Source organism: Vibrio sp. RM-69-4 (assembly GCF_024743775.1).
GTDB lineage: Bacteria > Pseudomonadota > Gammaproteobacteria > Enterobacterales > Vibrionaceae > Vibrio > Vibrio anguillarum.
The window spans coordinates 364,787-386,876 of sequence record NZ_JAMQXI010000076.1 but is presented as its reverse complement, the minus strand read 5'-3'; the positions used below and the strand labels follow the sequence as shown (position 1 = coordinate 386,876).

The 22,090-nt window shown below is 45.5% G+C and carries 27 protein-coding genes; 8 read left to right on the top strand and 19 right to left on the bottom strand.

Annotated features, from left to right (window positions below):
* Positions 1-23: 23 nt before the first annotated feature.
* Positions 24-569 carry a replication initiation negative regulator SeqA gene (gene seqA / locus NB504_RS14035; RefSeq protein ID WP_010318681.1) on the bottom strand — a complete coding sequence of 182 codons (546 nt, stop codon included), beginning with the start codon at positions 567-569 and terminating at the stop codon, positions 24-26.
* A gap of 92 nt (positions 570-661) precedes the next feature.
* Between seqA and NB504_RS14030 the strand changes: the two genes are divergently transcribed.
* The 3 genes from NB504_RS14030 to fldA all read left to right on the top strand — a co-directional run bounded on the left by NB504_RS14030 (position 662) and on the right by fldA (position 2,344).
* Complete coding sequence (locus NB504_RS14030; protein WP_017045728.1) at positions 662-1,432, top strand: alpha/beta fold hydrolase; 771 nt, start codon at positions 662-664, stop codon at positions 1,430-1,432.
* Positions 1,433-1,540: 108 nt separating this feature from the next.
* On the top strand, positions 1,541-1,762 hold the full coding sequence (locus NB504_RS14025; protein ID WP_010318683.1) for a DUF2788 domain-containing protein: 222 nt from the start codon (positions 1,541-1,543) through the stop codon (positions 1,760-1,762).
* A 48-nt stretch (positions 1,763-1,810) separates the two neighbouring features.
* Positions 1,811-2,344 carry a flavodoxin FldA gene (gene fldA / locus NB504_RS14020; protein WP_013856340.1) on the top strand — a complete coding sequence of 178 codons (534 nt, stop codon included), beginning with the start codon at positions 1,811-1,813 and terminating at the stop codon, positions 2,342-2,344.
* Between the two features lie 70 nt (positions 2,345-2,414).
* Here fldA and NB504_RS14015 read toward each other — a convergent pair whose 3' ends face one another.
* Both NB504_RS14015 and NB504_RS14010 read right to left on the bottom strand, forming a co-directional pair.
* On the bottom strand, positions 2,415-3,116 hold the full coding sequence (locus NB504_RS14015) for an LrgB family protein (protein WP_013856339.1): 702 nt from the start codon (positions 3,114-3,116) through the stop codon (positions 2,415-2,417).
* On the bottom strand, positions 3,113-3,559 hold the full coding sequence (locus tag NB504_RS14010) for a CidA/LrgA family protein (RefSeq protein ID WP_013856338.1): 447 nt from the start codon (positions 3,557-3,559) through the stop codon (positions 3,113-3,115). The genes NB504_RS14015 and NB504_RS14010 overlap by 4 nt, the downstream gene beginning before the upstream one ends.
* A gap of 116 nt (positions 3,560-3,675) precedes the next feature.
* Between NB504_RS14010 and NB504_RS14005 the strand changes: the two genes are divergently transcribed.
* Positions 3,676-4,560, top strand: a complete 885-nt coding sequence (locus NB504_RS14005; RefSeq protein WP_164996783.1) for a LysR family transcriptional regulator — start codon at positions 3,676-3,678, stop codon at positions 4,558-4,560.
* Here NB504_RS14005 and NB504_RS14000 read toward each other — a convergent pair.
* Positions 4,557-5,075 (bottom strand): DUF4442 domain-containing protein, encoded by a 519-nt coding sequence (locus tag NB504_RS14000; protein WP_105977383.1) that lies wholly within the window; start codon positions 5,073-5,075, stop codon positions 4,557-4,559. The two genes, NB504_RS14005 and NB504_RS14000, sit on opposite strands and share 4 nt — an antisense overlap.
* Before the next feature lie 214 nt (positions 5,076-5,289).
* On the opposite strand from NB504_RS14000, the gene fcrX reads away from it, so the two are divergent.
* Entirely contained in the window at positions 5,290-5,739 is a 450-nt protein-coding gene (gene fcrX, locus NB504_RS13995) for a ferric iron uptake transcriptional regulator FcrX (protein ID WP_010318689.1), read from the top strand.
* A gap of 115 nt (positions 5,740-5,854) precedes the next feature.
* Here the strand turns inward: fcrX and NB504_RS13990 are convergent, their stop codons facing one another.
* The 3 genes from NB504_RS13990 to fabB all read right to left on the bottom strand — a co-directional run bounded on the left by NB504_RS13990 (position 5,855) and on the right by fabB (position 9,435).
* Complete coding sequence (locus tag NB504_RS13990; RefSeq protein WP_013856334.1) at positions 5,855-6,868, bottom strand: aspartate-semialdehyde dehydrogenase; 1,014 nt, start codon at positions 6,866-6,868, stop codon at positions 5,855-5,857.
* Complete coding sequence (locus NB504_RS13985) at positions 6,852-7,997, bottom strand: 4-phosphoerythronate dehydrogenase (RefSeq protein WP_258429108.1); 1,146 nt, start codon at positions 7,995-7,997, stop codon at positions 6,852-6,854. Before NB504_RS13985 ends, NB504_RS13990 begins: the two co-directional genes overlap by 17 nt.
* A 226-nt stretch (positions 7,998-8,223) precedes the next feature.
* Positions 8,224-9,435 (bottom strand): beta-ketoacyl-ACP synthase I, encoded by a 1,212-nt coding sequence (fabB, locus tag NB504_RS13980; protein ID WP_258429107.1) that lies wholly within the window; start codon positions 9,433-9,435, stop codon positions 8,224-8,226.
* A 127-nt stretch (positions 9,436-9,562) separates the two neighbouring features.
* On the opposite strand from fabB, the gene mnmC reads away from it, so the two are divergent.
* Positions 9,563-11,590 carry a bifunctional tRNA (5-methylaminomethyl-2-thiouridine)(34)-methyltransferase MnmD/FAD-dependent 5-carboxymethylaminomethyl-2-thiouridine(34) oxidoreductase MnmC gene (mnmC, locus tag NB504_RS13975; protein WP_258429106.1) on the top strand — a complete coding sequence of 676 codons (2,028 nt, stop codon included), beginning with the start codon at positions 9,563-9,565 and terminating at the stop codon, positions 11,588-11,590.
* Positions 11,591-11,703: 113 nt separating this feature from the next.
* Here the strand turns inward: mnmC and NB504_RS13970 are convergent, their stop codons facing one another.
* From NB504_RS13970 to NB504_RS13960, 3 genes are all read right to left on the bottom strand, one after another.
* A complete protein-coding gene (locus NB504_RS13970) occupies positions 11,704-12,228 on the bottom strand; it encodes an NADPH-dependent FMN reductase (protein ID WP_026028358.1) in 525 nt (174 codons plus the stop codon).
* A gap of 117 nt (positions 12,229-12,345) precedes the next feature.
* Positions 12,346-12,621: a YfcL family protein gene (locus NB504_RS13965; protein ID WP_258429105.1), complete on the bottom strand. Its 276-nt coding sequence runs from the start codon at positions 12,619-12,621 to the stop codon at positions 12,346-12,348.
* Between the two features lie 32 nt (positions 12,622-12,653).
* Positions 12,654-13,184, bottom strand: coding sequence for an elongation factor P hydroxylase (locus NB504_RS13960; RefSeq protein ID WP_258429104.1), 531 nt, complete (start codon positions 13,182-13,184; stop codon positions 12,654-12,656).
* A 234-nt stretch (positions 13,185-13,418) separates the two neighbouring features.
* Here NB504_RS13960 and NB504_RS13955 point away from each other — a divergent pair, with 234 nt between their 5' ends.
* On the top strand, positions 13,419-14,042 hold the full coding sequence (locus NB504_RS13955) for a trimeric intracellular cation channel family protein (protein ID WP_026027295.1): 624 nt from the start codon (positions 13,419-13,421) through the stop codon (positions 14,040-14,042).
* Between the two features lie 196 nt (positions 14,043-14,238).
* Here NB504_RS13955 and aroC read toward each other — a convergent pair whose 3' ends face one another.
* Both aroC and prmB read right to left on the bottom strand, forming a co-directional pair.
* Positions 14,239-15,324, bottom strand: coding sequence for a chorismate synthase (gene aroC, locus NB504_RS13950; RefSeq protein WP_026028357.1), 1,086 nt, complete (start codon positions 15,322-15,324; stop codon positions 14,239-14,241).
* 184 nt (positions 15,325-15,508) lie between these two features.
* Complete coding sequence (gene prmB / locus NB504_RS13945; RefSeq protein WP_013856325.1) at positions 15,509-16,441, bottom strand: 50S ribosomal protein L3 N(5)-glutamine methyltransferase; 933 nt, start codon at positions 16,439-16,441, stop codon at positions 15,509-15,511.
* A 63-nt stretch (positions 16,442-16,504) separates the two neighbouring features.
* Here prmB and smrB point away from each other — a divergent pair, with 63 nt between their 5' ends.
* Positions 16,505-17,035, top strand: coding sequence for an endonuclease SmrB (gene smrB / locus NB504_RS13940; RefSeq protein ID WP_013856324.1), 531 nt, complete (start codon positions 16,505-16,507; stop codon positions 17,033-17,035).
* Between the two features lie 56 nt (positions 17,036-17,091).
* On the opposite strand, the gene flhB is transcribed toward smrB, so the two are convergent.
* From flhB to fliM, 7 genes are read right to left on the bottom strand one after another with little or no spacing between them, the layout of a single operon-like run.
* Positions 17,092-18,222, bottom strand: coding sequence for a flagellar biosynthesis protein FlhB (gene flhB, locus NB504_RS13935; protein ID WP_017042734.1), 1,131 nt, complete (start codon positions 18,220-18,222; stop codon positions 17,092-17,094).
* A gap of 9 nt (positions 18,223-18,231) precedes the next feature.
* Entirely contained in the window at positions 18,232-19,014 is a 783-nt protein-coding gene (fliR, locus tag NB504_RS13930; protein WP_258429103.1) for a flagellar biosynthetic protein FliR, read from the bottom strand.
* A gap of 8 nt (positions 19,015-19,022) precedes the next feature.
* Complete coding sequence (gene fliQ, locus NB504_RS13925; RefSeq protein ID WP_013856321.1) at positions 19,023-19,292, bottom strand: flagellar biosynthesis protein FliQ; 270 nt, start codon at positions 19,290-19,292, stop codon at positions 19,023-19,025.
* An 11-nt stretch (positions 19,293-19,303) separates the two neighbouring features.
* The gene (gene fliP / locus NB504_RS13920) at positions 19,304-20,203 is read right to left on the bottom strand and encodes a flagellar type III secretion system pore protein FliP (RefSeq protein WP_405054814.1); all 900 of its coding nucleotides are present in this window, start codon (positions 20,201-20,203) and stop codon (positions 19,304-19,306) included.
* Positions 20,190-20,570, bottom strand: coding sequence for a flagellar biosynthetic protein FliO (gene fliO, locus NB504_RS13915; RefSeq protein ID WP_013856319.1), 381 nt, complete (start codon positions 20,568-20,570; stop codon positions 20,190-20,192). Before fliO ends, fliP begins: the two co-directional genes overlap by 14 nt.
* A gap of 33 nt (positions 20,571-20,603) precedes the next feature.
* Positions 20,604-21,014 carry a flagellar motor switch protein FliN gene (fliN, locus tag NB504_RS13910; RefSeq protein ID WP_010318705.1) on the bottom strand — a complete coding sequence of 137 codons (411 nt, stop codon included), beginning with the start codon at positions 21,012-21,014 and terminating at the stop codon, positions 20,604-20,606.
* Between the two features lie 17 nt (positions 21,015-21,031).
* The gene (gene fliM / locus NB504_RS13905; RefSeq protein ID WP_013856317.1) at positions 21,032-22,084 is read right to left on the bottom strand and encodes a flagellar motor switch protein FliM; all 1,053 of its coding nucleotides are present in this window, start codon (positions 22,082-22,084) and stop codon (positions 21,032-21,034) included.
* Between the last annotated feature and the right edge of the window lie 6 nt (positions 22,085-22,090).

Genomic DNA, 22,090 nt, shown 5'->3' with positions numbered 1-22,090 from the left:
TTTTATCTATGAATGGGCACAAATCAGATTGAGTGCGTCACTTTCTCAATAATGTCACTCGGGAAATTCATCAATACCATCAGCTGCTCGATCATCTGTTGTTTGCGGCTAGTATTGTTATTGGTAATGACCCAAAATGGTGTGTTTGGAATCGCTCTTGGCTTGGTTGTCTGCCCACTAGCAAGCAAGGTTTGCTCGTTGTCAGCAAAATACACACGCTTACGTCCTTTCACTAAGGTCGCTTCAGCAAAACTTACTGGATCGATACGGTATAAGGTTGAAAGCACCAACATAAAACGATCAATTGCTTTTTTCAAAGCCGCAAATTCATCAGAAATGAGCAAAGAACGCATCTCTTTTACGCTATCAATCTGTATCTCTTGTACGGCATCTTTACTCACAACAATGCCCTTGGGCTCGGTACTTACTTGCGTCACGACCGCTGCTGCAGACACTTTACCGTCAACATTGAGCAAACGGCGTAAAATATCCGACGCGCTTTCTCCAATATGTTGGGTTTGGCTGGCAATATAACGGTATAGATCCTCATCAACCTCAATTGTTTTCATTCGCTTTTCACAATCTCAATGTTTAAACTCTGAGGGATTATAGCGAGATCTTCACTGATACTCTACGTTAAACCAATCACTAATAAGATAAAATGTCAGCACTTCTTAATTACAAACTCGAAGGTGAAGGTCACACCGTTGTTTTGATCCATGGTTTATTCGGCAATTTAGACAACCTAGGTTTACTTGCAAGAGACCTAAAAGCCGATCACCAAGTATTGAGTATTGACTTGCGTAATCACGGTCAATCATTTCACAGTGAGGAACATGATTACGCGAGCATGGCATTCGATGTTGCTAGTTTACTCGAAGAGTTAGCTTGTGATTCAGTCACTCTGATTGGTCATTCAATGGGCGGTAAAGTTGCCATGAAGCTGGCTGACATCGCCTCATCCAAAGTCGCCAAACTGGTGGTTTTAGATATGGCACCCGTCAGCTATCAGCATCGGAAACATGATAACGTACTGGCGGGGCTCAACGCGGTTATTGCGCAGCAGCCTACCTCGCGAGCAGAGGTCATGGCCATTTTAGCGCAACATATTGAGCTAGAAGGCGTACGACAATTTCTCAGTAAATCGTTATTTAAACGAGAAGATGGTGTAATGAGCTGGCGTTTTAATGTTCCCGCCATTGAAAAAAATTACTGGAATATTTTAGGCTGGGAACCAATCCCTTGCAGCTCTGTTCCAACCTTATTGGTTAAAGGCAGCAACTCTGACTATCTACTAGCGGAACACCAAGAAATGATCCAGCAGCAGTTTAGCCAAGCGAAAGCGCACGTCATCGCCAACACAGGGCACTGGCTACACGCAGAAAAGCCCGTTGAAGTTTTACGAGCGATCAGGAAGTTCATTGGCAGCTAGCTGCTTTACTGTGAAACAACAAGTGTGAAATAGGTACCAATGCGCGCATTAACTTTGACGAATAACAGTGTTATAGTGCGCTCAAGCAAATTGGCATAAAGGATACCCATGCTGTACGACTACATGAACATGCTTGAGTCGATTGGACTCGATCTTCTTTTTGCGTCTATATTTTTCCTTATCGGTATGGCAATAAAAGATGTCCTTAAGCAAGGTAATGTACCGCCATTTGGGCGCCGTATTGTATGGCTAGTTCTGTTTTTAGGTTGTGCTGGCTTTATCCTTAAAGGACTTATCCAACTCAGTTGGGAAGGCACCGGACTGGGGTAAAGAACACGCTCATCCGCCAGAAAATGACAAATTAAAGGTAATGATTCTATGGCAAGTGTAGGCCTCTTCTTTGGTAGCGATACCGGTAATACTGAAGCCGTTGCGAAAATGATTCAAAAGCAACTGGGTAAGCAGCTCGTTCACGTTCAAGATATTGCGAAAAGCAGCAAAGAAGACATTGATAATTTTGACTTATTGTTACTGGGTATCCCTACTTGGTACTACGGTGAAGCGCAGTGTGATTGGGATGATTTTTTCCCAGAGTTAGAAGCGATCGACTTCTCGACGAAATTAGTTGCTATTTTCGGTTGCGGCGATCAAGAAGACTACGCTGAATACTTCTGTGACGCGATGGGTACAGTGCGTGACATTATCGAAAGCAAAGGTGCAACGATTATTGGCCACTGGCCAACTGAAGGTTATGAATTCGAAGCCTCTAAAGCCTTGGTTGCAGGTGACAATAGCCACTTTATTGGTTTATGCATCGATGAAGATCGTCAACCAGAGTTGACTGAACAGCGCGTCAGCACATGGGTTAAGCAGATTTATGAAGAGATGTGTTTAGCTGAACTTGAAGGCTAATCTCTTAAACATAAAAAATCCCCTTGCGAGGGGATTTTTTATTGACCCGTATACAACAGCACTCTTTTCTTTACCAAAGTAGACGGCCGATAAATGGAGCAAGCAACACAGTGACCATGCCCGCAATCATCATCACCACACTCGACACTACCCCTTCAGCATTGCCAATTTGATACGCTTTTGCCGTTCCTGCACCGTGCGCGGAAGCGCCAAGACTGGCTCCTTTACCAAGCCCAGAGCGAATGGATAATAACGCTAACACCACTTCACCTACCGCCATGCCTATCACCCCAGTAAGTACCACAAACAGAGCAGTCAGATCACTTTGCCCACCAATTGACTTCGTCGCCTCAACAGCAAAAGGCGTGGTAATCGAGCGCATCGCTAAACTGCGCTGAAGCATATCGGGTAATTCAAACCAACGAGCCAACAAAACCGTGCTCCCCACAGCCACCACAACCGATACGATCACTCCCACGGATAGAGAGAGCCAGTGGCGCTTGATCAACAATCGGTTGTCATAGACAGGAATAGCAAAAGCCACTGTCGCCGGACCAAGTAGCCACAATAACCAATGAGATTCTGCCATATAGGTTTGGTAAGGGATGTGAAAGATCATCACAACAGCCACTAACAATATAGGGGCCAATAGCAGCGGCATTAAGAAAATAGAACGTTTACGTTGATAAAGGCACTTGCTGCCATAGTAAAAAGCCAAGGTTAGCAGCAAGCAAAATACACCAAGCAGCGTTGAGGTAAGTAGTGAGCTCATGATGAACGCTCCACTTTGGTTAGGCGTATTGCCCGGTTGCTTTTTCTACGCGCTAATATCAGCTCTAAACGATACATTTTATCAACGGTCCAAGCAGTAATAGCAATGACCATGATGGTACTGATGACAAGTACCGCCATAATTCGTAACCCTTGCTGTTGCATTAACTCTTGATAGTTAACGACCGCAATGACCGCTGGTACAAAGAACAACAGCATTTCCGCCAATAACCAAGTTGCTCCCTTGCGCAGCCAATCAACTTTTACAACTCTCATAATCACTAAAGTTAACAGCAATAGCATGCCCGTTAAATTTGCTGGTAAAGGAATATGAAAAGTGCTGACTAGAAAATCCGCCAAAAACCAGATCATTGATAGCGCAACAACTTGTACCACTGTTTGCAGATTGTTTTTTACTCTTTGGCTGTTTCTTATTCTTTGCATGATGAGACTAATGCCGTTTTGTGAAATTAGTCACATTATATTAAGCCATAAAACCATCGTAAAATGACTTTTTATTATCATTTTCATGCCAAAATGGAATGATAAAAGGAGATATTATGGATATTAAAGCACTGCGCTATTTTGTTGAATTGGTCAATCAACAAAGCTTTACCCGCGCATCCGAGCAACTGTTCGTCACCCAGCCCACTATCAGTAAGATGATCCGCAGTTTAGAGCAGGAAATTGAACAGCCACTATTACATCGTGAAGGTCGACGTTTCTGGCTTACCGATGCAGGAGAAGTTGTCTATCAAAGAGCGCTAGAGATCTTAGCGCAGATGTCTCAGTTAGAAGCCGAATTGGTCGATCTCAATCAGGTAAAGCAGGGACAACTGCATCTCGGAATTCCACCAATGGTTGGACACCTTTACGCAGGTCTGATCCGCCAATACCGCCAAACCTACCCTAATGTAGAGCTCACCATCGTTGAGTATGGCGGACGTAAAATAGAGCAAGCTATTCTCAATGGCGAAATTGACGTCGCCGTCACCATGCTTTCGCCTCATCCGATTGACAATCTGCGGTCACTCTCCTTAGACAGTTACCCCATTTGTGCCGTACTCCCCGATTCATCTCCTTGGAAGCAGCAAGAAGCCATCGGTTGGGAGCAACTACAAAATGAGCCATTTTACCTCTATACCCATGATTTTACGCTGAGTGACTACATCCACTCACTCTGCCTACAACACGGATTTACACCACAAGTTGCAGCGCGCAGTAGCCAATGGGATTTTTTAGTCGCGTTGGTCAAAAGTGGCGTAGGCGTTGCTTTTCTACCCGAACCACTTTGTCGACGAATTCAAGGAGAAGGCGTCTTAGTCAAACCGATGACACCCAGTATTGATTGGCACTTAGGATTAATATGGCACGCGGAACGGTACGTTTCTCGCACCGCCGAAGCTTGGATTGAGCTGTGCCAAATGCAGAATGAACAGCCTTAGCGGTCACAAAAAGTAACCATTTTGTCTGCATCACTCTCTTCTCTGTATTTAGGTTTTTTGCGCACGTACAATTTACGTTGCACTTCAGAGACCACTTCGCCTTTGGTATCCTTAACATGGATAACAAATTCCGGAAAGCATTTATCCCCATTGGCCGTGCTCACTAAGATTGAATCCAGTTGGTCTTGCGTTATCAGAAACTCCGCATACAAATCAGAATGGCCCGGTTTGATAAAGTTGATGCTGGCCTCTTTGTCCCATACATAATATTGCTCACCCAAAATCCCCATTAACATCAAAGAGTAAACAGGGTCAGTAAGAGAGAAAATGCTGCCACCATACTGAGTGCGATTGGCATTTTTGTTCCACCACCGCAGCTTTAAGCGCATTTTCACCTGACGGAAGTCGCTACTAATTTCATCAATGTGGATACCAGCGCCCCAAAAAGGAGGCCAGCTATTTAACGCCCACTTAACAATATTTGGCTTATAAAATCTTGCTAAAGAGTGATTCATTCCGTGCTCACCTTTTAAACCTATCGACTCAATCACTAATAAATGTTACGCAATTGTAACTGGTAAGAGCTGTTATATCAGTGATATTGCGCGGCTTTGTGACAAATATAAAGTAACCCTTTGAACTTCGTGGTTTATTGTTAGCAGTGACTCCCCTATAATGATCGCAATTATGAATTCTGTTAACTGCTGCAGATCATCAACAGGAAAGTGTATGTCAGATAATAACCAAGCGCTCAAGGATGCAGGTCTTAAAGTTACCCTTCCTAGGCTAAAAATTTTAGAAGTGCTACAGCAGCCTGAATGCCAACATATCAGCGCTGAAGAACTGTATAAGAAATTGATTGATCTTGGTGAAGAAATCGGTCTTGCGACTGTTTATCGAGTATTAAACCAATTTGATGATGCGGGTATTGTCACTCGTCACCATTTTGAAGGTGGAAAATCCGTTTTTGAACTTTCAACACAACACCACCACGACCACTTAGTGTGCTTAGATTGTGGTGAAGTGATTGAGTTTTCAGATGAGGTGATCGAACAACGCCAAAGAGAGATTGCTGAGCAATATAATGTACAGCTCACCAATCACAGCCTTTATCTATATGGTAAATGTGCCGACGGCAGTTGCAAGCAGAACCCTAACGCGCACAAGTCAAAAAGATAGCCATCATTCTCAGCCTTGAGCTGGACGATAATAAAAAAGCCGGGTGAATCAATCACTCGGCTTTTTTGTGTAAAGAGAAAGGAGTGGTAAGCCACTCCTTTTTACTAGGTATTAATTAGAAATAATCTCGAATCAACACTTCCGCAATTTGTACCGCATTTGTTGCAGCGCCTTTTCTCACGTTATCTGCCACTACCCACATGTTAATGCCACTGTGGTGACTGATATCGTTGCGAATACGCCCTACAAGAACCGTATCCTTCCCTCCCGCATCGCGAACTTGCGTGGGGAAATCATTCCCGCTGAATACTTCAATACCTTCAGTTTTCTCTAATAACTCAATAACTTGCTCAGCATCAATCGGTAAGCGTGTTTCAATATGCAGTGACTCAGCATGGCCGTAAAAAACCGGCACGCGTACACAAGTTGGGTTGACCATAATGGTTGAGTCATTGAATATTTTTTGCGTTTCCCACACCATTTTCATCTCTTCCTTGGTGTAACCATTATCCATAAACTGGTCGATTTGTGGGATGCAGTTAAACGCAATTTGCTGGCTAAACACATCAGGATCGGCCGAAACACCATTTAATAGCCTTGCGGTTTGTCCCGCCAACTCATCAATGCCTGACTTCCCAGCTCCTGAAACGGACTGATAAGTTGATACGTTAATTCGCTCGATACCCACAGCATCGTGAATCGGCTTTAACGCCACCAACATTTGGATGGTTGAGCAGTTTGGGTTCGCAATAATATTGCGGTTACGAAAATCCGCAATCGCTTCAGGGTTCACTTCAGGCACAACAAGTGGGATATCGTACTCATAGCGGAAATGTGAGGTGTTATCGATGACTACCACGCCTTCTTCTGTGGCAATAGGTGCCCATTTTGCGGACAATTCACCACCAGCGGAAAACAGTGCAATCTGAACTTGTGACCAATCGAAATCTTCAACATTTTGTACTTGTATGGTCTTACCATTGAAGCGGTAGAATTTACCTTCACTACGCTCACTGGCAAGTAGGTAAAGTTCACCAACGGGGAATTTGCGATCTTTGAGCACTTCAAGCATGGTTTCACCAACCGCGCCGGTTGCTCCTAAAATAGCGATATTAAATTCTTGGCTCATTTGTTACCTCTGTTTTAAAACCTAATTTAGCTAAGGGAGTGAGATCACACGACTCACTACCGACGACAGTCATCGCGCTATATTCTCTTCTATCCCAATAAAGTTTACGCATTTGATCAAAAGCACCTGGTTTGCCAATTTCACGGCGAAACAAGGCGTCATCTTTGCGTACGTCATAAATCAATTGGGTTAAACTGTGTAATGTTTCCTCATCCCAACCGCGTGATAAATACACTTTGGCAATGGGAGTCTCGGGTAATAAACTACTGGCATTCGCGCAATGGTCATCGCCAAGATACTCACAAAAACTATTAAAAATCATGGTCGTGCCTCGGGCTTTACCTTCTAACCCATAGCCAGCCACATGCGGCGTCGCAAAGGCGAGCAAAGGCAGCAGTTCCATATCCACTTCAGGTTCAAATTCAAACACGTCTAAAGCGGCAATAAAACCATCATTTTTCTGTAGGCGTTGTTTCAGCGCTTGGTTATCCACCACAGGGCCACGAGCCGCGTTGATCAAGATCTGATCACTGCGCAACTGGGCAAGTCGAACTTCATCAATCAAGTGATGAGTCGGCGATTCACCACTTTTAGTAATGGGTGTATGCAGCGTAATGACATCCGCTTTATCAAGTAAAACATCAAGATGAGTAAACTCGCGGCAATCACCTTGTGCTTGTTTTGGGGGATCGTTGAGCAGCACATTAATGCCAATCCCCGCTAAACACTCGGCTAAATAGCTGCCGACTTGACCAGCACCAATAATGCCAACGGTTTTCTCTAAGGCAGAAAAACCATGCTGCTGCGCTAGCACCATCAATACACTGAAAACATACTCAGCCACTCCCACCTTATTACACCCCGGTGCGGCAGTAAAAAAGATGCCTCTTTCAGCCAAAAGCGCTTGATCAACGTGGTCCATACCTGCCGTCGCCGTACCAACAAACTTTAATTTATTGGCTTTCGCTAATAATGCTTGATTTACTTTCGTAACAGAACGAATCATCAAGGCGTCAACGTCGATAAGATCATCAGCCGTTAAGCTTCTACCGGGTTTCAACACCACCTCACCAAGCTGGCTAAATAACGATTCAGCATAAGGCATGTTTTCATCAATAAGGATTTTCATAGCGGAGTTCACAATTTTCGAAATTGAAGGAATTGTGCAGAAAAGCGCACAGACTGTCGAGAAGAAATCCCGCTTTCCATAAAAATGCCCGGCTCCTCACGGAAACCGGGCAAAAACCCAGAACAAAAGGATCCCGTCCCGCTCTCCATGGGACAGAGTCTGCGTCTGTTCGATCAGCTAAGCTGACCCGCTCTGGAAACCTTTTTATTAGAGGTGTGTAGGCGCATTAGCCTTGATACTTTTTGATCACTAGCGTCGCGTTCGTACCGCCAAAACCAAAACTGTTAGACATCACACTGGTTAGCTCTTGCTCGCGCATTTCGGTCACAATATCAAGGCCATCAGCCGCTGGATCTAAATTGTCAATGTTGATGCTTGGCGCGATAAAGCCGTGGTGAAGCATCAAGGTAGAGTAGATGGCTTCATGCACACCTGCCGCACCCAATGCGTGGCCAGTCATTGCTTTTGTTGCCGAGATAGCTGGGCTGTTGCCAGCGAACACTTCTTGAATGGCACCCAACTCTTTTACATCACCGACAGGTGTGGAAGTACCATGTGTATTGACATAATCCACACTATCTACCGCTTGCATTGCCATCTTCATGCAACGCACAGCGCCTTCACCTGATGGAGCCACCATGTCGTAGCCATCGGATGTCGCACCGTAACCGACGATTTCACCGTAAATTTTTGCGCCGCGAGCCAGTGCATGCTCAAGCTCTTCAACCACAACCATGCCGCCGCCGCCTGAAATCACGAAACCATCGCGGTCAGCATCGTAAGTACGTGACGCTTTTTCTGGTGTTTCGTTGTACTTAGTTGACAACGCACCCATTGCATCAAACATCATAGTTAAAGACCAATCGAGCTCTTCACCACCACCTGCAAACACAATATCTTGCTTACCCAATTGGATAAGTTCCATTGCGTGACCAATACAGTGAGCCGACGTCGCACAAGCGGAGCTCATGGTGTAGTTGACGCCACGGATTTTAAATGGCGTAGCAAGACAGGCTGAAACAGTCGAAGACATAGTACGTGGAACCATGTAAGGACCAACGCGCTTCACGCCTTTTGTGCGCAATGTGTCGACAGCAATAACTTGGTTATACGACGACGCACCGCCAGAACCAGCCACAATACCAGTGCGGTCATTAGAGACCTGCTCTGGTGCTAAACCTGAATCGGCAATCGCTTGTTCCATTGATAGGTATGCAAACGCGGCCGCATCACCCATAAAACGCATCTGTTTGCGATCAATATGGTCAGCAGGGTTCATTTTCAGGCTACCCCACACTTGAGAGCGTAAACCGTTCTCTTTGAACTGCTCAGAAGCGGTAATACCTGATTTTCCTGCTTTTAGAGACGCTAAAACTTCTTCGACGTTGTTACCGATACTTGAAACAATACCCATACCGGTGATTACGACTCGTTTCATGTGACATTCCTATAATTCAAAATTCGCTTAGATAATAACTAAGAAGAATAACAAAAGTGGTCAGCTTTCCCAGAAATTCGTACAATCTCGAGCTATATATCGCCCGATTTCACAGAATTACACCATTATGACCAGCATAACCAACGCAACACTGGGTTGGAATGAAGCGGGCACACCCGTTTCCGACCAATTCGATGACGTTTACTTTTCCAACGTTAACGGCCTAGAAGAGACGCGTTACGTGTTTCTTTCCCAAAATCATATACCACAAAGATGGCACCAATATGACCAAAAACGATTCGTCATTGCCGAAACGGGGTTTGGCACTGGGTTAAATTTTCTCGCTGTATGGCAAGAATTTGATGCGTTTAGGCAACAAAACCCAAATGCGCCATTGCAAGCGCTGCATTTTATCAGTTTTGAAAAATATCCGCTCAATAAACACGACTTGATAACAGCGCACCAATCGTGGCCTGAATTAGCGACTTATGCGAAAAAGCTTCAACAACACTACCCGATTGCAGTACCAGAATGTCATCGCATTGTTCTTGATGATGGCGCCATTACCCTTGATCTTTGGTTCGGTGATATCAAAGAGTGTATGCCGCAAGTTCCAACAACCGAGCAAGGCGTGGTAGACGCATGGTTTTTGGATGGTTTTGCTCCCAGTAAAAACCCTGAAATGTGGAATCAAACGCTGTTTGAGAATATGGCCAAACTGGCGAAACACAAAGCCACGTGCGCCACTTTTACCGCCGCAGGTTTTGTACGACGCGGATTGATAGAAGCAGGCTTTTCGATGAAAAAAGTGAAAGGCTTTGGCACCAAAAGAGAGATGATTGCTGGTCAACTGGAACACAAAACGCCGTACAGCAATATAAAACCTTGGTTTGCGATTGCGCCGACAACCAATATTACCGACGTGGCGATCATCGGCGGCGGCATTGCTAGTGCCACATTAGCTAAAATGCTCAATCGCCGCGGTATCAATGTCAGCCTGTATTGCGCTGATGATAAAGCCGCTCAAGGTGCTTCAGGTAACCGACAAGGTGCGGTTTACCCACTGCTGAATAAAAACCACAGTGGTGTATCGCGTGTTTTTGCGCCCGCTTTTCTGTTTGCTCGGCAATTTGTTGAGCAAATGGCGCAAACCGTCCCTTTTGATCATGATTGGTGTGGTGTGACCCAATTGATGTGGGATGAAAAATCGACCCAAAAACAGATGGCGATGCTTGAAGGGAAATTTAACCCTCAGCTAATGCACTACTGCGATCAACAAGCAACGTTACAAAACGTCGGCTTACCGACTGACATGGTCAGCTTACATTACCCACTCGGAGGATGGCTTTGCCCTGCTCAACTGACACAAGGCCTGTTTGACCAATTAAGCCAAAGTGAGCGATTCAACGCCTATTTCAATCACGAGGTGGAGTCTTTGCGCTGGGATGAAATACAGCGGCAGTGGACATTAAGTGTTAATGGTAGCGAAAAGCACCATCAGTGTGTGGTCATTGCAAACGGTCATCAATTTGACCATTTCGAGCAAACACAAGCGTTGCCACTTGGCAAAGTGAAAGGACAAGTAAGCCACATTCCAACCTCAAAAACATTGCAAAAGCTGAGCAGCGTGTTGTGTTACGACGGCTATATGACACCGCACAACCCCAACACTCAACAGCACTGCATTGGCGCAAGCTATGACCGAAGTCAAATCAACCAAGCATTCGATGCGGCGGCGCAGCAAGAGAATGGACAACGCTTAACCCGTTGTATTAACGACCAAAACTGGACACAGCAAGTCGATACATCTAGCAATCAATCTCGCCAAGGCGTTCGCTGTGTCAGCCGCGATCATTTGCCGTTTGTCGGGAATGTGGGCAACTTTGAACAGATCAAGCTCGACTACCAGCCGTTAACGCCCCAAGATCCGCAACAGACTCCATCTGTGGCTCACTATCCTCATTTGTACTGCATGCTCGGGCTAGGATCGCGAGGGCTAAGTTCTGCGCCATTAATGGCTGAGTTGCTGGCTTCACAAATGAGTGGCGATCCACTTCCGCTTGCTGTTGATATTCTCGAAACGCTTCATCCAAGTCGAATGTGGGTGAGAAAACTCAAAAAAGGCAAAGCCATCACCGAACGTACTCCTCGATAAAACCCGTCATAGAAAAAAGCCTTACTTATCCAGCAAGGCTTTTTAATGCTCACTTTTTCACGCGAAAAGGCGTGAAACTTAACGTGAGACGAACTTAAAACGAGACAAGAAAGCTATACGAGCTTCGCAATCGCGTCTTTCAATTGTGCTGCCACTTCTGGGTTAGTCACTTGACCCGTAGCCAAGTCAAAATTGTCATAAAAACTCGGTACCGAGACAGACGCTTTTACATTACCACCAAAATAAGGAGCAGAATTATTTGCCGCCGCCAAAACCGATTGCGCGCCACCAGGACCTGGAGAGCTGGCTAGGTAAACAGCAGGTTTACCTTTGAATAGTTCACGGTCAATGCGTGTTGCCCAGTCAAATAAATTTTTGTACGCCGCTGGGTAGTGACCATTATGCTCAGCAAAAGAGATAACAAACGCATCCGCTTGAGCAAGATCACGCAGAAAAGCTTGAGCGCCTTCGGCTTGACCAAGCTCTTTTTCAAGATCTTCGCTAAACATAGGAACGGTATAGTTGTTAATATCAAGCACCACCACGTCTGCACCTTCGATGAGGTGAGCGGTGTAAGTGGCCAATGCTTTATTGATTGAAGTTGAGCTGTTTGATGCTCCAAATGCGATGACTTTCATGGTGTTGCCCTTGTGTGTTCGAATATGGCTTAAGCATAGCGAGCGCACAAATTAACAACAACCATAAAAATTTTACGGACTCATTCAAAGAATTCGAATGAGTTAAATGTGGTCACCTTAAGCTTGGTTGTGAACTTGGTTGTGAAGTTCTGTCCATAAATCGAACACAATCACGCGGTCGGCAGGCGTCAGCTCTGTGCGCGCTTGCTCTAGGCTCTGCTCAATTCGTGCTTTAAACAGAGATAGATCGTCAATTCCTTCATCTTCACACGCGGCTGCAGACAAAGAAATATGACCTCGCAAATAACCACCCGCAAACAATTCATCGTCCGATGCCGTCGCAATACGTGCATCAATCATTTCCAGCAGTTTTTCTTCAAATCCAATAATCATACAACTCTCATTTTCTCTTATTATTTAGCCAGTTACCTGATAGTGAAGTGCTCTAGCCTTAATTCTGTCGTACCATAAAAAGCACGTAATGCATCTGACAGCATCTTCACTCGGGGTGGAAGCCCAACCTGTAAGATAGCGACTACCTCACGATGTACCTGAGTCATAAAGGCGATACGGTCTGGTTCAAAATCGCCGTGTAGGTTGTCACAACTCACAGTAAAAGGAAAGCCAGCACTGACCGATAAAATCCACTCATACGCTTGAGGGCGAACCTCTACTTTTTCAAATTCGGCTTGGACTTGCGCGGTTCGCCCGTCTGGTTGATACCAATAGCCAAAATCTTCCATCAATCGCCGTTCAGGGCCGGCGACGCACCAATGCGCGATTTCGTGCAGTGCCGAGGCAAAGAAGCCTCGTGCGAAAATGATGCGGTGATGATTGATTTGTGCATCAGCAGGCAAGTAAATCGGCTCATCACCACCGAGCTCTAAACGCGTATTGAATGGCTCAAAAAAAGTGTCATTGAACAGGGAGATCAAGTCTTGGTATTGATGTATCATCACTCAGTCATGCAGGCAAAAATTTCTCAACGCATTCTCTTATTTTTCTGTAGTCAGGTAAAGCCATTCAATCGCCCCACTTCATTAGTTTTATTAATCGGTCAAACGGTTTCTTGGCATAAAATCTCATTCGCCATCGCCTGACTTTACTACTACACTTGCGCCTCCATTTTTAAGTTCAACCGCTTTCTCGGTTCTTATATACCTAAGGAAGTGCTGTCGGAGTACCGCATTATGTTGCTCAGTGTTTTATATATTATTGGTATTACTGCCGAAGCGATGACTGGCGCATTGAGTGCAGGCCGTCGAAAAATGGATTGGTTCGGTGTGATGTTAGTAGCGAGTGCCACTGCGATTGGAGGCGGTACGGTGAGGGATATTTTACTCGGCCATTATCCGCTAGGTTGGGTGAAGAATCCGGAGTTTTTAGCCATTACCTGTATCGCAGGCGTTCTCACCACAGGCTTAGCTAAATGGGTAATCAAACTCAAAGGGTTGTTCATTCGTTTAGATGCATTGGGGCTAATTGTGTTCAGTATCATAGGCACAAAAGTCGCAATGGGCATGGGTTTGCATCCCGGCATTTGTATGGTTTCTGCATTGGTCACTGGGGTGTTTGGTGGGTTATTACGCGATTTAATCTGCAGACAAACGCCACTGGTACTGCATGAAGAACTCTACGCTTCGGTTTCATTAGTCGCTTCAGGGCTTTATTTAACCTTGCTCGCATTCGGCATCAATGATGTCACCAGCACGATAGTAACGCTTATTGTGGGTTATTTATTGCGTATGGCGGCAGTGCGTTTTAAATGGCGTTTGCCTTCTTTCCAGCTTGATGCTGAAAATCAGATTCATTAGCCACAATCCGATGTTAGATATTCCGATGTTAGATATTCCGATGTTAGATATTCCGATGTTAGATATTTAGTTAGTTAGCTGACTTGTTTCGATAAAAAATTCATTCAGCCGCGGAAATTGGCCAAACAGAAAATTGCTTAAAACAAAAGCGCCCTAACAAGAAGGGCGCTTTTCATTTTAATTCGGTTATGCTGGATTAGATTTTAGGCGTTTCTGTTTGAACCGCAAAATTCTGCCCGCGATGACGAAGTAAGTGGTCCATCAACACAATCGCCAGCATTGCTTCGGCAATGGGCACGGCGCGAATACCAACGCAAGGATCATGGCGACCTTTCGTGATAAGTTGTGTGGGTTCACCCGTGCGAGTAATGGTATCGCCAGGTACTGTAATACTTGACGTGGGTTTAAGTGCAATACTGGCAACAATATCTTGTCCAGTCGAAATACCGCCTAAAATACCGCCAGCATGATTTGAGCGAAAGCCGTTCGGTGTTAGAGGATCTCGATGCTGGCTGCCTTTTTGCTGCACGACATCAAAACCGTCACCAATCTCTACCCCTTTCACCGCATTAATGCTCATCAAAGCATGCGCAATATCCGCATCTAGACGATCAAATACCGGCTCACCTAAACCAACAGGCAGGTTGGTCGCGACAACTTGAATCTTTGCACCGATCGAATCACCTTCTTTTTTCAAATCACGGATCAGTTGGTCGAATGCCGCCACTTTGTCTGCATCTGGACAGAAAAAGGCATTATTCTCAATTTCATTCCAATCCACTTTATCGATACAAACATCACCCATTTGTGACAAGTAAGCGCGAATTTCAACCCCAAATTCTTGTTTGAGATATTTCTTCGCAATGGCTCCCGCTGCCACTCGCATCGCTGTCTCACGTGCTGATGAACGGCCACCACCACGATAGTCGCGAATGCCATATTTTTGATGGTAGGTATAGTCGGCATGACCGGGGCGAAACTTGTCTTTAATGTCTGAATAATCGGTTGAGCGTTGGTCGGTATTTTCAATTAATAGACCAATCGATGTACCTGTGGTTTTCCCCTCAAATACACCAGAAAGAATTTTGACTTCATCCGCTTCACGGCGCTGCGTTGTATAGCGAGATGTGCCAGGACGGCGACGATCTAGGTCTATCTGTAAGTCAGCTTCTGTAATTTCTAAGCCCGGAGGGCATCCGTCGACGATACATCCTAGTGCGATACCGTGACTTTCTCCGAATGTCATCACTCGAAAATGTTGTCCGATACTGTTTCCTGCCATTACTTCCTCAATATTGATGACACAGAGCGACATGCTCCCTATCACCGCTTCATTCTATTGTTCGTGGATTCATAGTGGCTTTATTACGAAATGATGTAAAGCCCCAAAATAAAGCAATGTGTATTTTTCTAATGGATAAAAAAACGCCAGCACTGTGGCTGGCGTTTTTTCTATGCGTACGGCATTAGTCGATATAAAGCGCAAAGTCGCTAGCGCAATCAACCAACTGCTGGCGAGTCAGCATGAATACGCCATGCCCGCCATTTTCAAACTCAAGCCAAGTAAACGGAATGTGGTCGTATTGGTTCATCATATGCACCATCGAATTGCCCACTTCACAAATCAAAATACCGTTATCAGTGAGGTACCCCGCCGCATTGGCCAAAATACGACGCACCAATTTCAAACCATCGGTACCGGCGGCTAAGCCGAGTTCTGGTTCGTGTTTGAACTCTTTGGGCAAACTATTCATATCTTCTTGATCCACATACGGTGGATTCGACACGATTAGGTCATATTTCTCTTTTGGCAAATCACGGAATAGATCGGAACGGATCGGGAAAACTTGTTGCTCCATACCGTGATCTTGAATATTTTGCTCTGCCACTTGCAGTGCGTCGGTTGAGATATCAATCGCATCCACTTCAGCATCAGGGAACGCGTGGGCGCACGCAATGGCGATGCAACCGCTGCCAGTACACAAATCCATAATGCGTACAGGCTCGTCGATCAACCAAGGTTGGAACTGCGCTTCAATCAATTCGCCAATCGGTGAACGTGGCACCAGTACTCGCTCATCCACATAAAACTCAAGGCCACAGAACCAGGCTTTATTGGTTAAATAGGCGATAGGAGTACGTTCATTAATGCGCTTAATCACCCGTTCAACAATACGCAGACGTTCGCTGCCTGTTAAACGAGAATTCAGTACATGCGGAGGAACATCAATCGGAAGATAGAGTGTCGGTAGGATTAGCTGAACGGCTTCATCCCACGCATTATCGGTCCCATGACCATAAAATAAGTTGGCGGCATTAAAACGGCTGACCGTCCAACGAATCATATCTTGAAGCGTGTGAAGTTCAGAAACCGCCTCTTCTACAAAAATCTTATCCAAAATTGCCTCCGAAAAGCGCTACAATACTGCCAATATCGATCTGTTAGAAAATGACCAAACCCAATGAGCCAAAAAGAGACCGAACACGATGACGCTTTCGACTTGTTTCGGGATGCAGTAAAGGGCGTTAAAAAGTTGCGACAGGATACCATAATCCAGCCGCCAAACAGAAACCCCAAACAAAAAGAAATCCGCCGTATTGCGCGGGAAGCCAGCGATACCGAATTTTATTTTTCCGATGAGTTTATACCAAAACTCAGCGATGAAGGCCCGACGCGCTATGCTCGTGATGATGTGTCGAAATATGAAGTTAAACGGTTAAGACGTGGCGTCTATGTGCCAGATGTATTTTTGGATATGCACGGCATGACGCAGCAAGAAGCGAAACGAGAACTAGGGGCGATGGTTGCTTATTGTGTGAAGGAAAATATTCACTGCGCTTGTGTCCAACATGGGATTGGTAAACACATTCTCAAACAAAAAGTTCCTCTCTGGCTCGCTCAACATCCTGATGTGATGGCGTTTCATCAAGCCCCTCTTGAATTTGGCGGGCATGGCGCGGTGTTGGTGCTGCTTTCTATTCCTGATAAGTGATTTAAACTGACGCTAACTTCAGCATTAACGCTTTTGCTCCAGCATAACGATGAGGATTAATGTCGTAAATCCGGTGGAATCGGCATGTTATTTTCATCGAGTTTGGGTCTTTGACCACCGCGTTTACGATACTGCTTAAGCTGAAAGACATAAGCCAGTACCTGCGCAACCGCCACGAAAAGCCCGTCGGGGATCTCCTGCTCAAGATCGGTTGTGTGATAAAGCGCTCGAGCCAAAGGCGGTGCGGGGATGATGTGTATATCATGCGCACGTGCTACTTCACGAATTTTCATCGCCATGTGATCGACGCCTTTAGCCACCACAATCGGTGCTTTATCCGTATTTTGTTTATAGCGCAGCGCAACTGAAAAGTGTTCTGGGTTGGTGATGATTACATCCGCTTGTGGCACTTCCGCCATCATCCGCCGCTGAGCCGCTTCACGCTGCAACATCCGAATTCGACCTTTAACCTCAGGTTTTCCTTCCGTATCTTTGTATTCGTCTTTTACTTCTTGCTTGGTCATTTTTAATTGGTCAGCGTGCTGCCAGATTTGGAATGGGATATCGATGGCGACCACGACCAATAAAGAACAACTGATCAGCAACACAAAGTTGAGCAAAATATCGAGCGCATGGAAAATATTTTGTGGATAGACATCCATGCTCAGTTGAAATAGATCTTCTTTCGATGCATTGATCAGATAAAAAGCAACGCCAGAAACAAGCAGTACTTTTAAAATGGACTTAAATAACTCAACCCAACTTTGCAAACCGAACATACGTTTTAAGCCACTGAGCGGGTTCATTTTGGAGGGCTTTGGCATCGCAGCTTCGACAGAAAAGTTAATTCCACCAATGCCAGCTGCGCCAATTAATGCAGCAATAAATAACGTAATTAAGATAAGCGAGAGTGGCAATACCAGGGTCGCAAGAGAACCAGCCGCAATATCAAACAACTTTCCGAGATCAAACACTTCTTCTCGGCTTAAGTTGAAGATTCGACCCATCAAAGCGTACAAGGCTCGGGCTAACGATTCGCCAAACCACATCAATGCAATCGCACCCACCACCAGTACCGAAACGGACGCTAACTCTTTTGAACGAGCGACTTGACCTTTTTTTCGCGCCTCGTCCAATCGCTTGGGCGTGGCGTCTTCGGTACGTTCTTGACCGTCTGACTCTGCCAAACGCGCCTCCTAACAGTTAATACGGATAAGGCGACAAATTTGTTGCTCGCCTTCTAACCAGAATAGTTCGTAGTGACTATACAGACCGCCTAAAATATACCAACAGAGTAACAAGCCGACCAAAAGCGCAAACGCAAAACCCAACGAGAAAATGTTGAGCTGAGGGGCTGCACGAGTCATCACACCAAATGATAAGTTGACGGTTAATAGCGCAATGATGCCAGAAAGAGACATACTCAGCGCCACTTTAAACATAATTCCCAGCCACAATGCGAGCTCACGAAAATCCACGGTCGTTAATGCCCCATCGCCAATAGGCAAGGTTTTGAAACTGAATACCACCAGTTGGATCATCTTTAAATGACCATCGGTTGCTAAGAAGAACAAGGTCGCTAAAAACATAAACAATTGACCAAGCAAAGGGGTGTTCTGCCCGTTTACGGGGTCGACCATTGAAGCAAAACCTAAGCTGGCTTGCATACCCAATATTTGGCCAAGCATAACAAAGGTTTGGATTATAAACTGGGTGATCATGCCCATTGCAACGCCAATAATAATCTGCTCAAAGGTGGTCAAAAAACCTTTAAATGAAAGTAGTTCAACGGTCTCTGAAACGACAGGAATCGCGGGCATCACGGCGAAGGTAATAGCCAAACCTAAGTAGAGCCGCACTCGGGTCGGAACAAAGCGGGCCCCAGTGACTGACATCACCATCAGCATGGCGGAAATACGAGTGTAGGGCCAAAAATAGCTAGCAATCCACTCTAAAACGAGGCTTGTTGGGTACTCCATTCAAGCTCCTAGTACAGTACCTGTGGTAGCCGTTCAACGATAGAGAAGAAATACTCCATCAACATCTGCGTCATCCAATGGGCAAAGAACATCAGTGCCAGTAACGTCACAATGAGACGCGGTAAAAAGCTCAACGTCTGTTCGTTAATTGAGGTCGCGGCTTGGAAAATGGCGACCACTAAGCCAATCAACAAACTCGGGATGATGATGGCGCACACCATGATAAGCACCATCCACAGCGCGTCTCGAAACAGCTCAACAAAGACTTCAGGAGTCATTCGCGCCCCCGCTATAAAGCAAAACTGCCGGCTAGCGTTGAGAGGATCAAGTTCCATCCATCCACTAGTACAAACAGCATGAGTTTAAAAGGCAGCGAGACGATCATCGGCGAAAGCATCATCATACCCATCGCCATCAAAACAGACGCCACCACTAAATCAATGATTAAAAAGGGTAAAAATAGCATAAAGCCGATTTGAAACGCCGTTTTTAGCTCCGAGGTGATGAACGCAGGGATCAGCACCGCCATCGAGACCTCTTCAGGATTGGTTGCGTCAGAGCCCGATATCTCAACAAAGGTTTCTAAATCTTTGACTCGCGTCTGTTTCATCATGAAGGCTTTTAGTGGCTCTTGAGCCGTATCAAACGCTTGACGCGCCGTCATCTGCTCATTGAGATATGGCTGCACAGCTTGCTCATTAATGGCGTTGATGACTGGTGACATAATGAAAAAAGTGAGAAAAATAGCGATGCCGATAATTACTTGGTTTGACGGCGTTTGTTGCAGGCCCATTGCCTGGCGCAAGATCGACATCACAATCACGATACGTGTAAAGGAAGTCATCAAAATGACCATGGCAGGCAAAAAACCCAACATGGTCATCAAGGCTAAAATTTGTAGATTGATCGAGTAATCTTGACTGCCATCTGAATTGGTCGTCATGGTAAATGCTGGAATACCGCCACCACCACTGACGCTACCAGCGGCTATCGTTTTAGAGGCGCCACTGTCTTTATTCATCGCCGTTACTGTCACCGTTTCTGCGCCTACGGCGCTGGAAGGAATTGGTGTGGCTAACTCTTGCTCTGAAAACGCAAACGGGGTAAACAATAATGCCACCAGCAACATAGAAAGATGCCATAGATGAGCAAGGTAACCCAATGAGGCCGTGCGACTATTTCTTGTCATTTTTCTTTAGCAGCTGAGTCAGTTGACCGGCAAACGGACTGACCTCAGCCTCCTCCTGTTTGAGTGGGGCATCTAATTTTGCGATCAATTGGACGGATTGTGACGTGACTCCGACGAGAAATTGTTCTTCTCCCGCTTGCACAATAACGATACGCTCTTTAGTACCCACTGGCAGTTGACGTACAATGCTCAACCCTTTTTGATTACCGAACGTGGGCACTCGCATGCGTTTTAACACCCAAGCCAAAAAGAGAATTAGCGCAATAACGAACAAAAGCGACCCGAAAGTGGTCGCTAAATCTAAGTGATCATTCGGCGCTGCCATCGCTTGGCTTGAACAGAGCAATAAACCGATCAGTTTTTTCATCCAAATACTTCTTTTTCGTAAGCTGACGTTATGCTAACGCAGCTTTTTAATACGCTCAGTCTGGCTGATTACATCGGTTAAACGAATACCGAATTTATCGTTAACCACTACCACTTCTCCATGAGCAATCAAGGTGCCGTTCACCATCACATCCAATGACTCACCCGCGATGCGATCAAGCTCAACCACCGAGCCTTGGTTCAATTGCAGTAAGTTACGAATGCTGATCTTCGAACGCCCCACTTCCATCGAAATGGTCACCGGAATGTCCATGATCGTATCAAGTTTGCGGCGCTCATCTTCGGTGATCGGTGGTGAAGTGTCTTTCAATTCATCAAGAGGCGCGGCCAGAATTTCATCTACATCAATACTAGGCGCGGATGGGTCTTCCCCTAATGCGGCTGCCCATTCGTCTGCCAATCTTTGGTCGTCACTTGGTTCCATCTTCGTTACCTACTCTATTATTCTTCGTTATCTTCTTCGTCATCATCTTCAAATTCAGACATGATGTCTTTGCCTAAAAAGGCGAGATCCGTTTTTACTACATCAGGGCGTTTAATTTTTTCAGAGACTTGAACCGCCAGTTTTTCACCAGAGCGGCCCATTTTCACTCGGTAAGTAGGCAGCTCTTCAACAAACATCGTTGCGTTTTTGGGCATTTTAATTGGGATGATATCGCCTACTTGTAGATCCATTAAGTCACGCAATGAAATGTCTTGTTCTAATAAATTGACTCGGAAATTGACGGGTACATCCATGATCTCTTCGCGCAGTGCAGAACTCCAACGCACATCGGTTTCCATTTTATCCGACTGGACACCCGCATCGAGTAACTCACGAATGGGTTCAACCATCGAATAAGGCATGACCACGTGGAAATCGCCGCCTCCGCCATCGACTTCGATATGAAACGAGCTCACTACGATCACTTCCGTTGGGCTGACGATGTTAGCCATACTTGGGTTCACTTCTGAATCCAAATATTCAAACTCAACGCCCATCACCGGTGACCAAGCTTCTTTGTAGTCACCGAAAACAATTTTTAACAGTAATTGAATGACACGTCGTTCTGTTGGCGTAAATTCGCGCCCTTCAATTCGAGCGTGGAAACGTCCATCGCCACCAAAAAAGTTTTCCACCAAAATGAAGACTAAACGCGCTTCCATCGTGACCAACGCGGTCCCTTTTAACGGACGAAAACGCACCATGTTCAAACTAGTCGGAACATAAAGCGTATTTTGGTATTCACCAAACTTCATCATCTGTACGCCGTTGATCGACACTTCAGCCGTTTTACGCAGCATGTTGAACAAACTAATACGCATGTGACGAGCAAAACGTTCGTTGATAAGCTCCAGCGTAGGCATGCGCCCACGGACGATACGGTCTTGTGAAGAGAAGTCAAAGTTAATCGCCGATTTATCGGCAACATCGTCATCGTCTTCCGCCTCATCAACACTGTCTACACCATGAAGCAGGGCATCAATTTCGTCTTGGCTTAATAAATCAGTCACTTCTCA

Excerpts from the sequence above, each read along its gene's own strand:
- NB504_RS14010 (WP_013856338.1), bottom strand. The coding sequence starts at position 3,559 with ATGCAAAGAATAAGAAACAGCCAAAGAGTAAAAAACAATCTGCAAACA.
- fliR (WP_258429103.1), bottom strand. The coding sequence starts at position 19,014 with ATGGAGTACCCAACAAGCCTCGTTTTAGAGTGGATTGCTAGCTATTTT.
- NB504_RS14025 (WP_010318683.1), top strand. The coding sequence starts at position 1,541 with ATGCTGTACGACTACATGAACATGCTTGAGTCGATTGGACTCGATCTT.
- fliN (WP_010318705.1), bottom strand. The coding sequence starts at position 21,014 with ATGGAACCAAGTGACGACCAAAGATTGGCAGACGAATGGGCAGCCGCA.
- NB504_RS13985 (WP_258429108.1), bottom strand. The coding sequence starts at position 7,997 with ATGAAAATCCTTATTGATGAAAACATGCCTTATGCTGAATCGTTATTT.
- fliQ (WP_013856321.1), bottom strand. The coding sequence starts at position 19,292 with ATGACTCCTGAAGTCTTTGTTGAGCTGTTTCGAGACGCGCTGTGGATG.
- NB504_RS14000 (WP_105977383.1), bottom strand. The coding sequence starts at position 5,075 with ATGAATCACTCTTTAGCAAGATTTTATAAGCCAAATATTGTTAAGTGG.
- fliO (WP_013856319.1), bottom strand. The coding sequence starts at position 20,570 with ATGAAAAAACTGATCGGTTTATTGCTCTGTTCAAGCCAAGCGATGGCA.
- fabB (WP_258429107.1), bottom strand. The coding sequence starts at position 9,435 with ATGAAACGAGTCGTAATCACCGGTATGGGTATTGTTTCAAGTATCGGT.
- mnmC (WP_258429106.1), top strand. The coding sequence starts at position 9,563 with ATGACCAGCATAACCAACGCAACACTGGGTTGGAATGAAGCGGGCACA.
- NB504_RS14030 (WP_017045728.1), top strand. The coding sequence starts at position 662 with ATGTCAGCACTTCTTAATTACAAACTCGAAGGTGAAGGTCACACCGTT.
- NB504_RS13990 (WP_013856334.1), bottom strand. The coding sequence starts at position 6,868 with ATGAGCCAAGAATTTAATATCGCTATTTTAGGAGCAACCGGCGCGGTT.
- seqA (WP_010318681.1), bottom strand. The coding sequence starts at position 569 with ATGAAAACAATTGAGGTTGATGAGGATCTATACCGTTATATTGCCAGC.
- fldA (WP_013856340.1), top strand. The coding sequence starts at position 1,811 with ATGGCAAGTGTAGGCCTCTTCTTTGGTAGCGATACCGGTAATACTGAA.
- fcrX (WP_010318689.1), top strand. The coding sequence starts at position 5,290 with ATGTCAGATAATAACCAAGCGCTCAAGGATGCAGGTCTTAAAGTTACC.
- NB504_RS13965 (WP_258429105.1), bottom strand. The coding sequence starts at position 12,621 with ATGATTATTGGATTTGAAGAAAAACTGCTGGAAATGATTGATGCACGT.
- NB504_RS14015 (WP_013856339.1), bottom strand. The coding sequence starts at position 3,116 with ATGAGCTCACTACTTACCTCAACGCTGCTTGGTGTATTTTGCTTGCTG.
- smrB (WP_013856324.1), top strand. The coding sequence starts at position 16,505 with ATGAGCCAAAAAGAGACCGAACACGATGACGCTTTCGACTTGTTTCGG.
- NB504_RS13955 (WP_026027295.1), top strand. The coding sequence starts at position 13,419 with ATGTTGCTCAGTGTTTTATATATTATTGGTATTACTGCCGAAGCGATG.
- NB504_RS14005 (WP_164996783.1), top strand. The coding sequence starts at position 3,676 with ATGGATATTAAAGCACTGCGCTATTTTGTTGAATTGGTCAATCAACAA.
- NB504_RS13960 (WP_258429104.1), bottom strand. The coding sequence starts at position 13,184 with ATGATACATCAATACCAAGACTTGATCTCCCTGTTCAATGACACTTTT.
- fliP (WP_405054814.1), bottom strand. The coding sequence starts at position 20,203 with ATGACAAGAAATAGTCGCACGGCCTCATTGGGTTACCTTGCTCATCTA.
- NB504_RS13970 (WP_026028358.1), bottom strand. The coding sequence starts at position 12,228 with ATGAAAGTCATCGCATTTGGAGCATCAAACAGCTCAACTTCAATCAAT.
- aroC (WP_026028357.1), bottom strand. The coding sequence starts at position 15,324 with ATGGCAGGAAACAGTATCGGACAACATTTTCGAGTGATGACATTCGGA.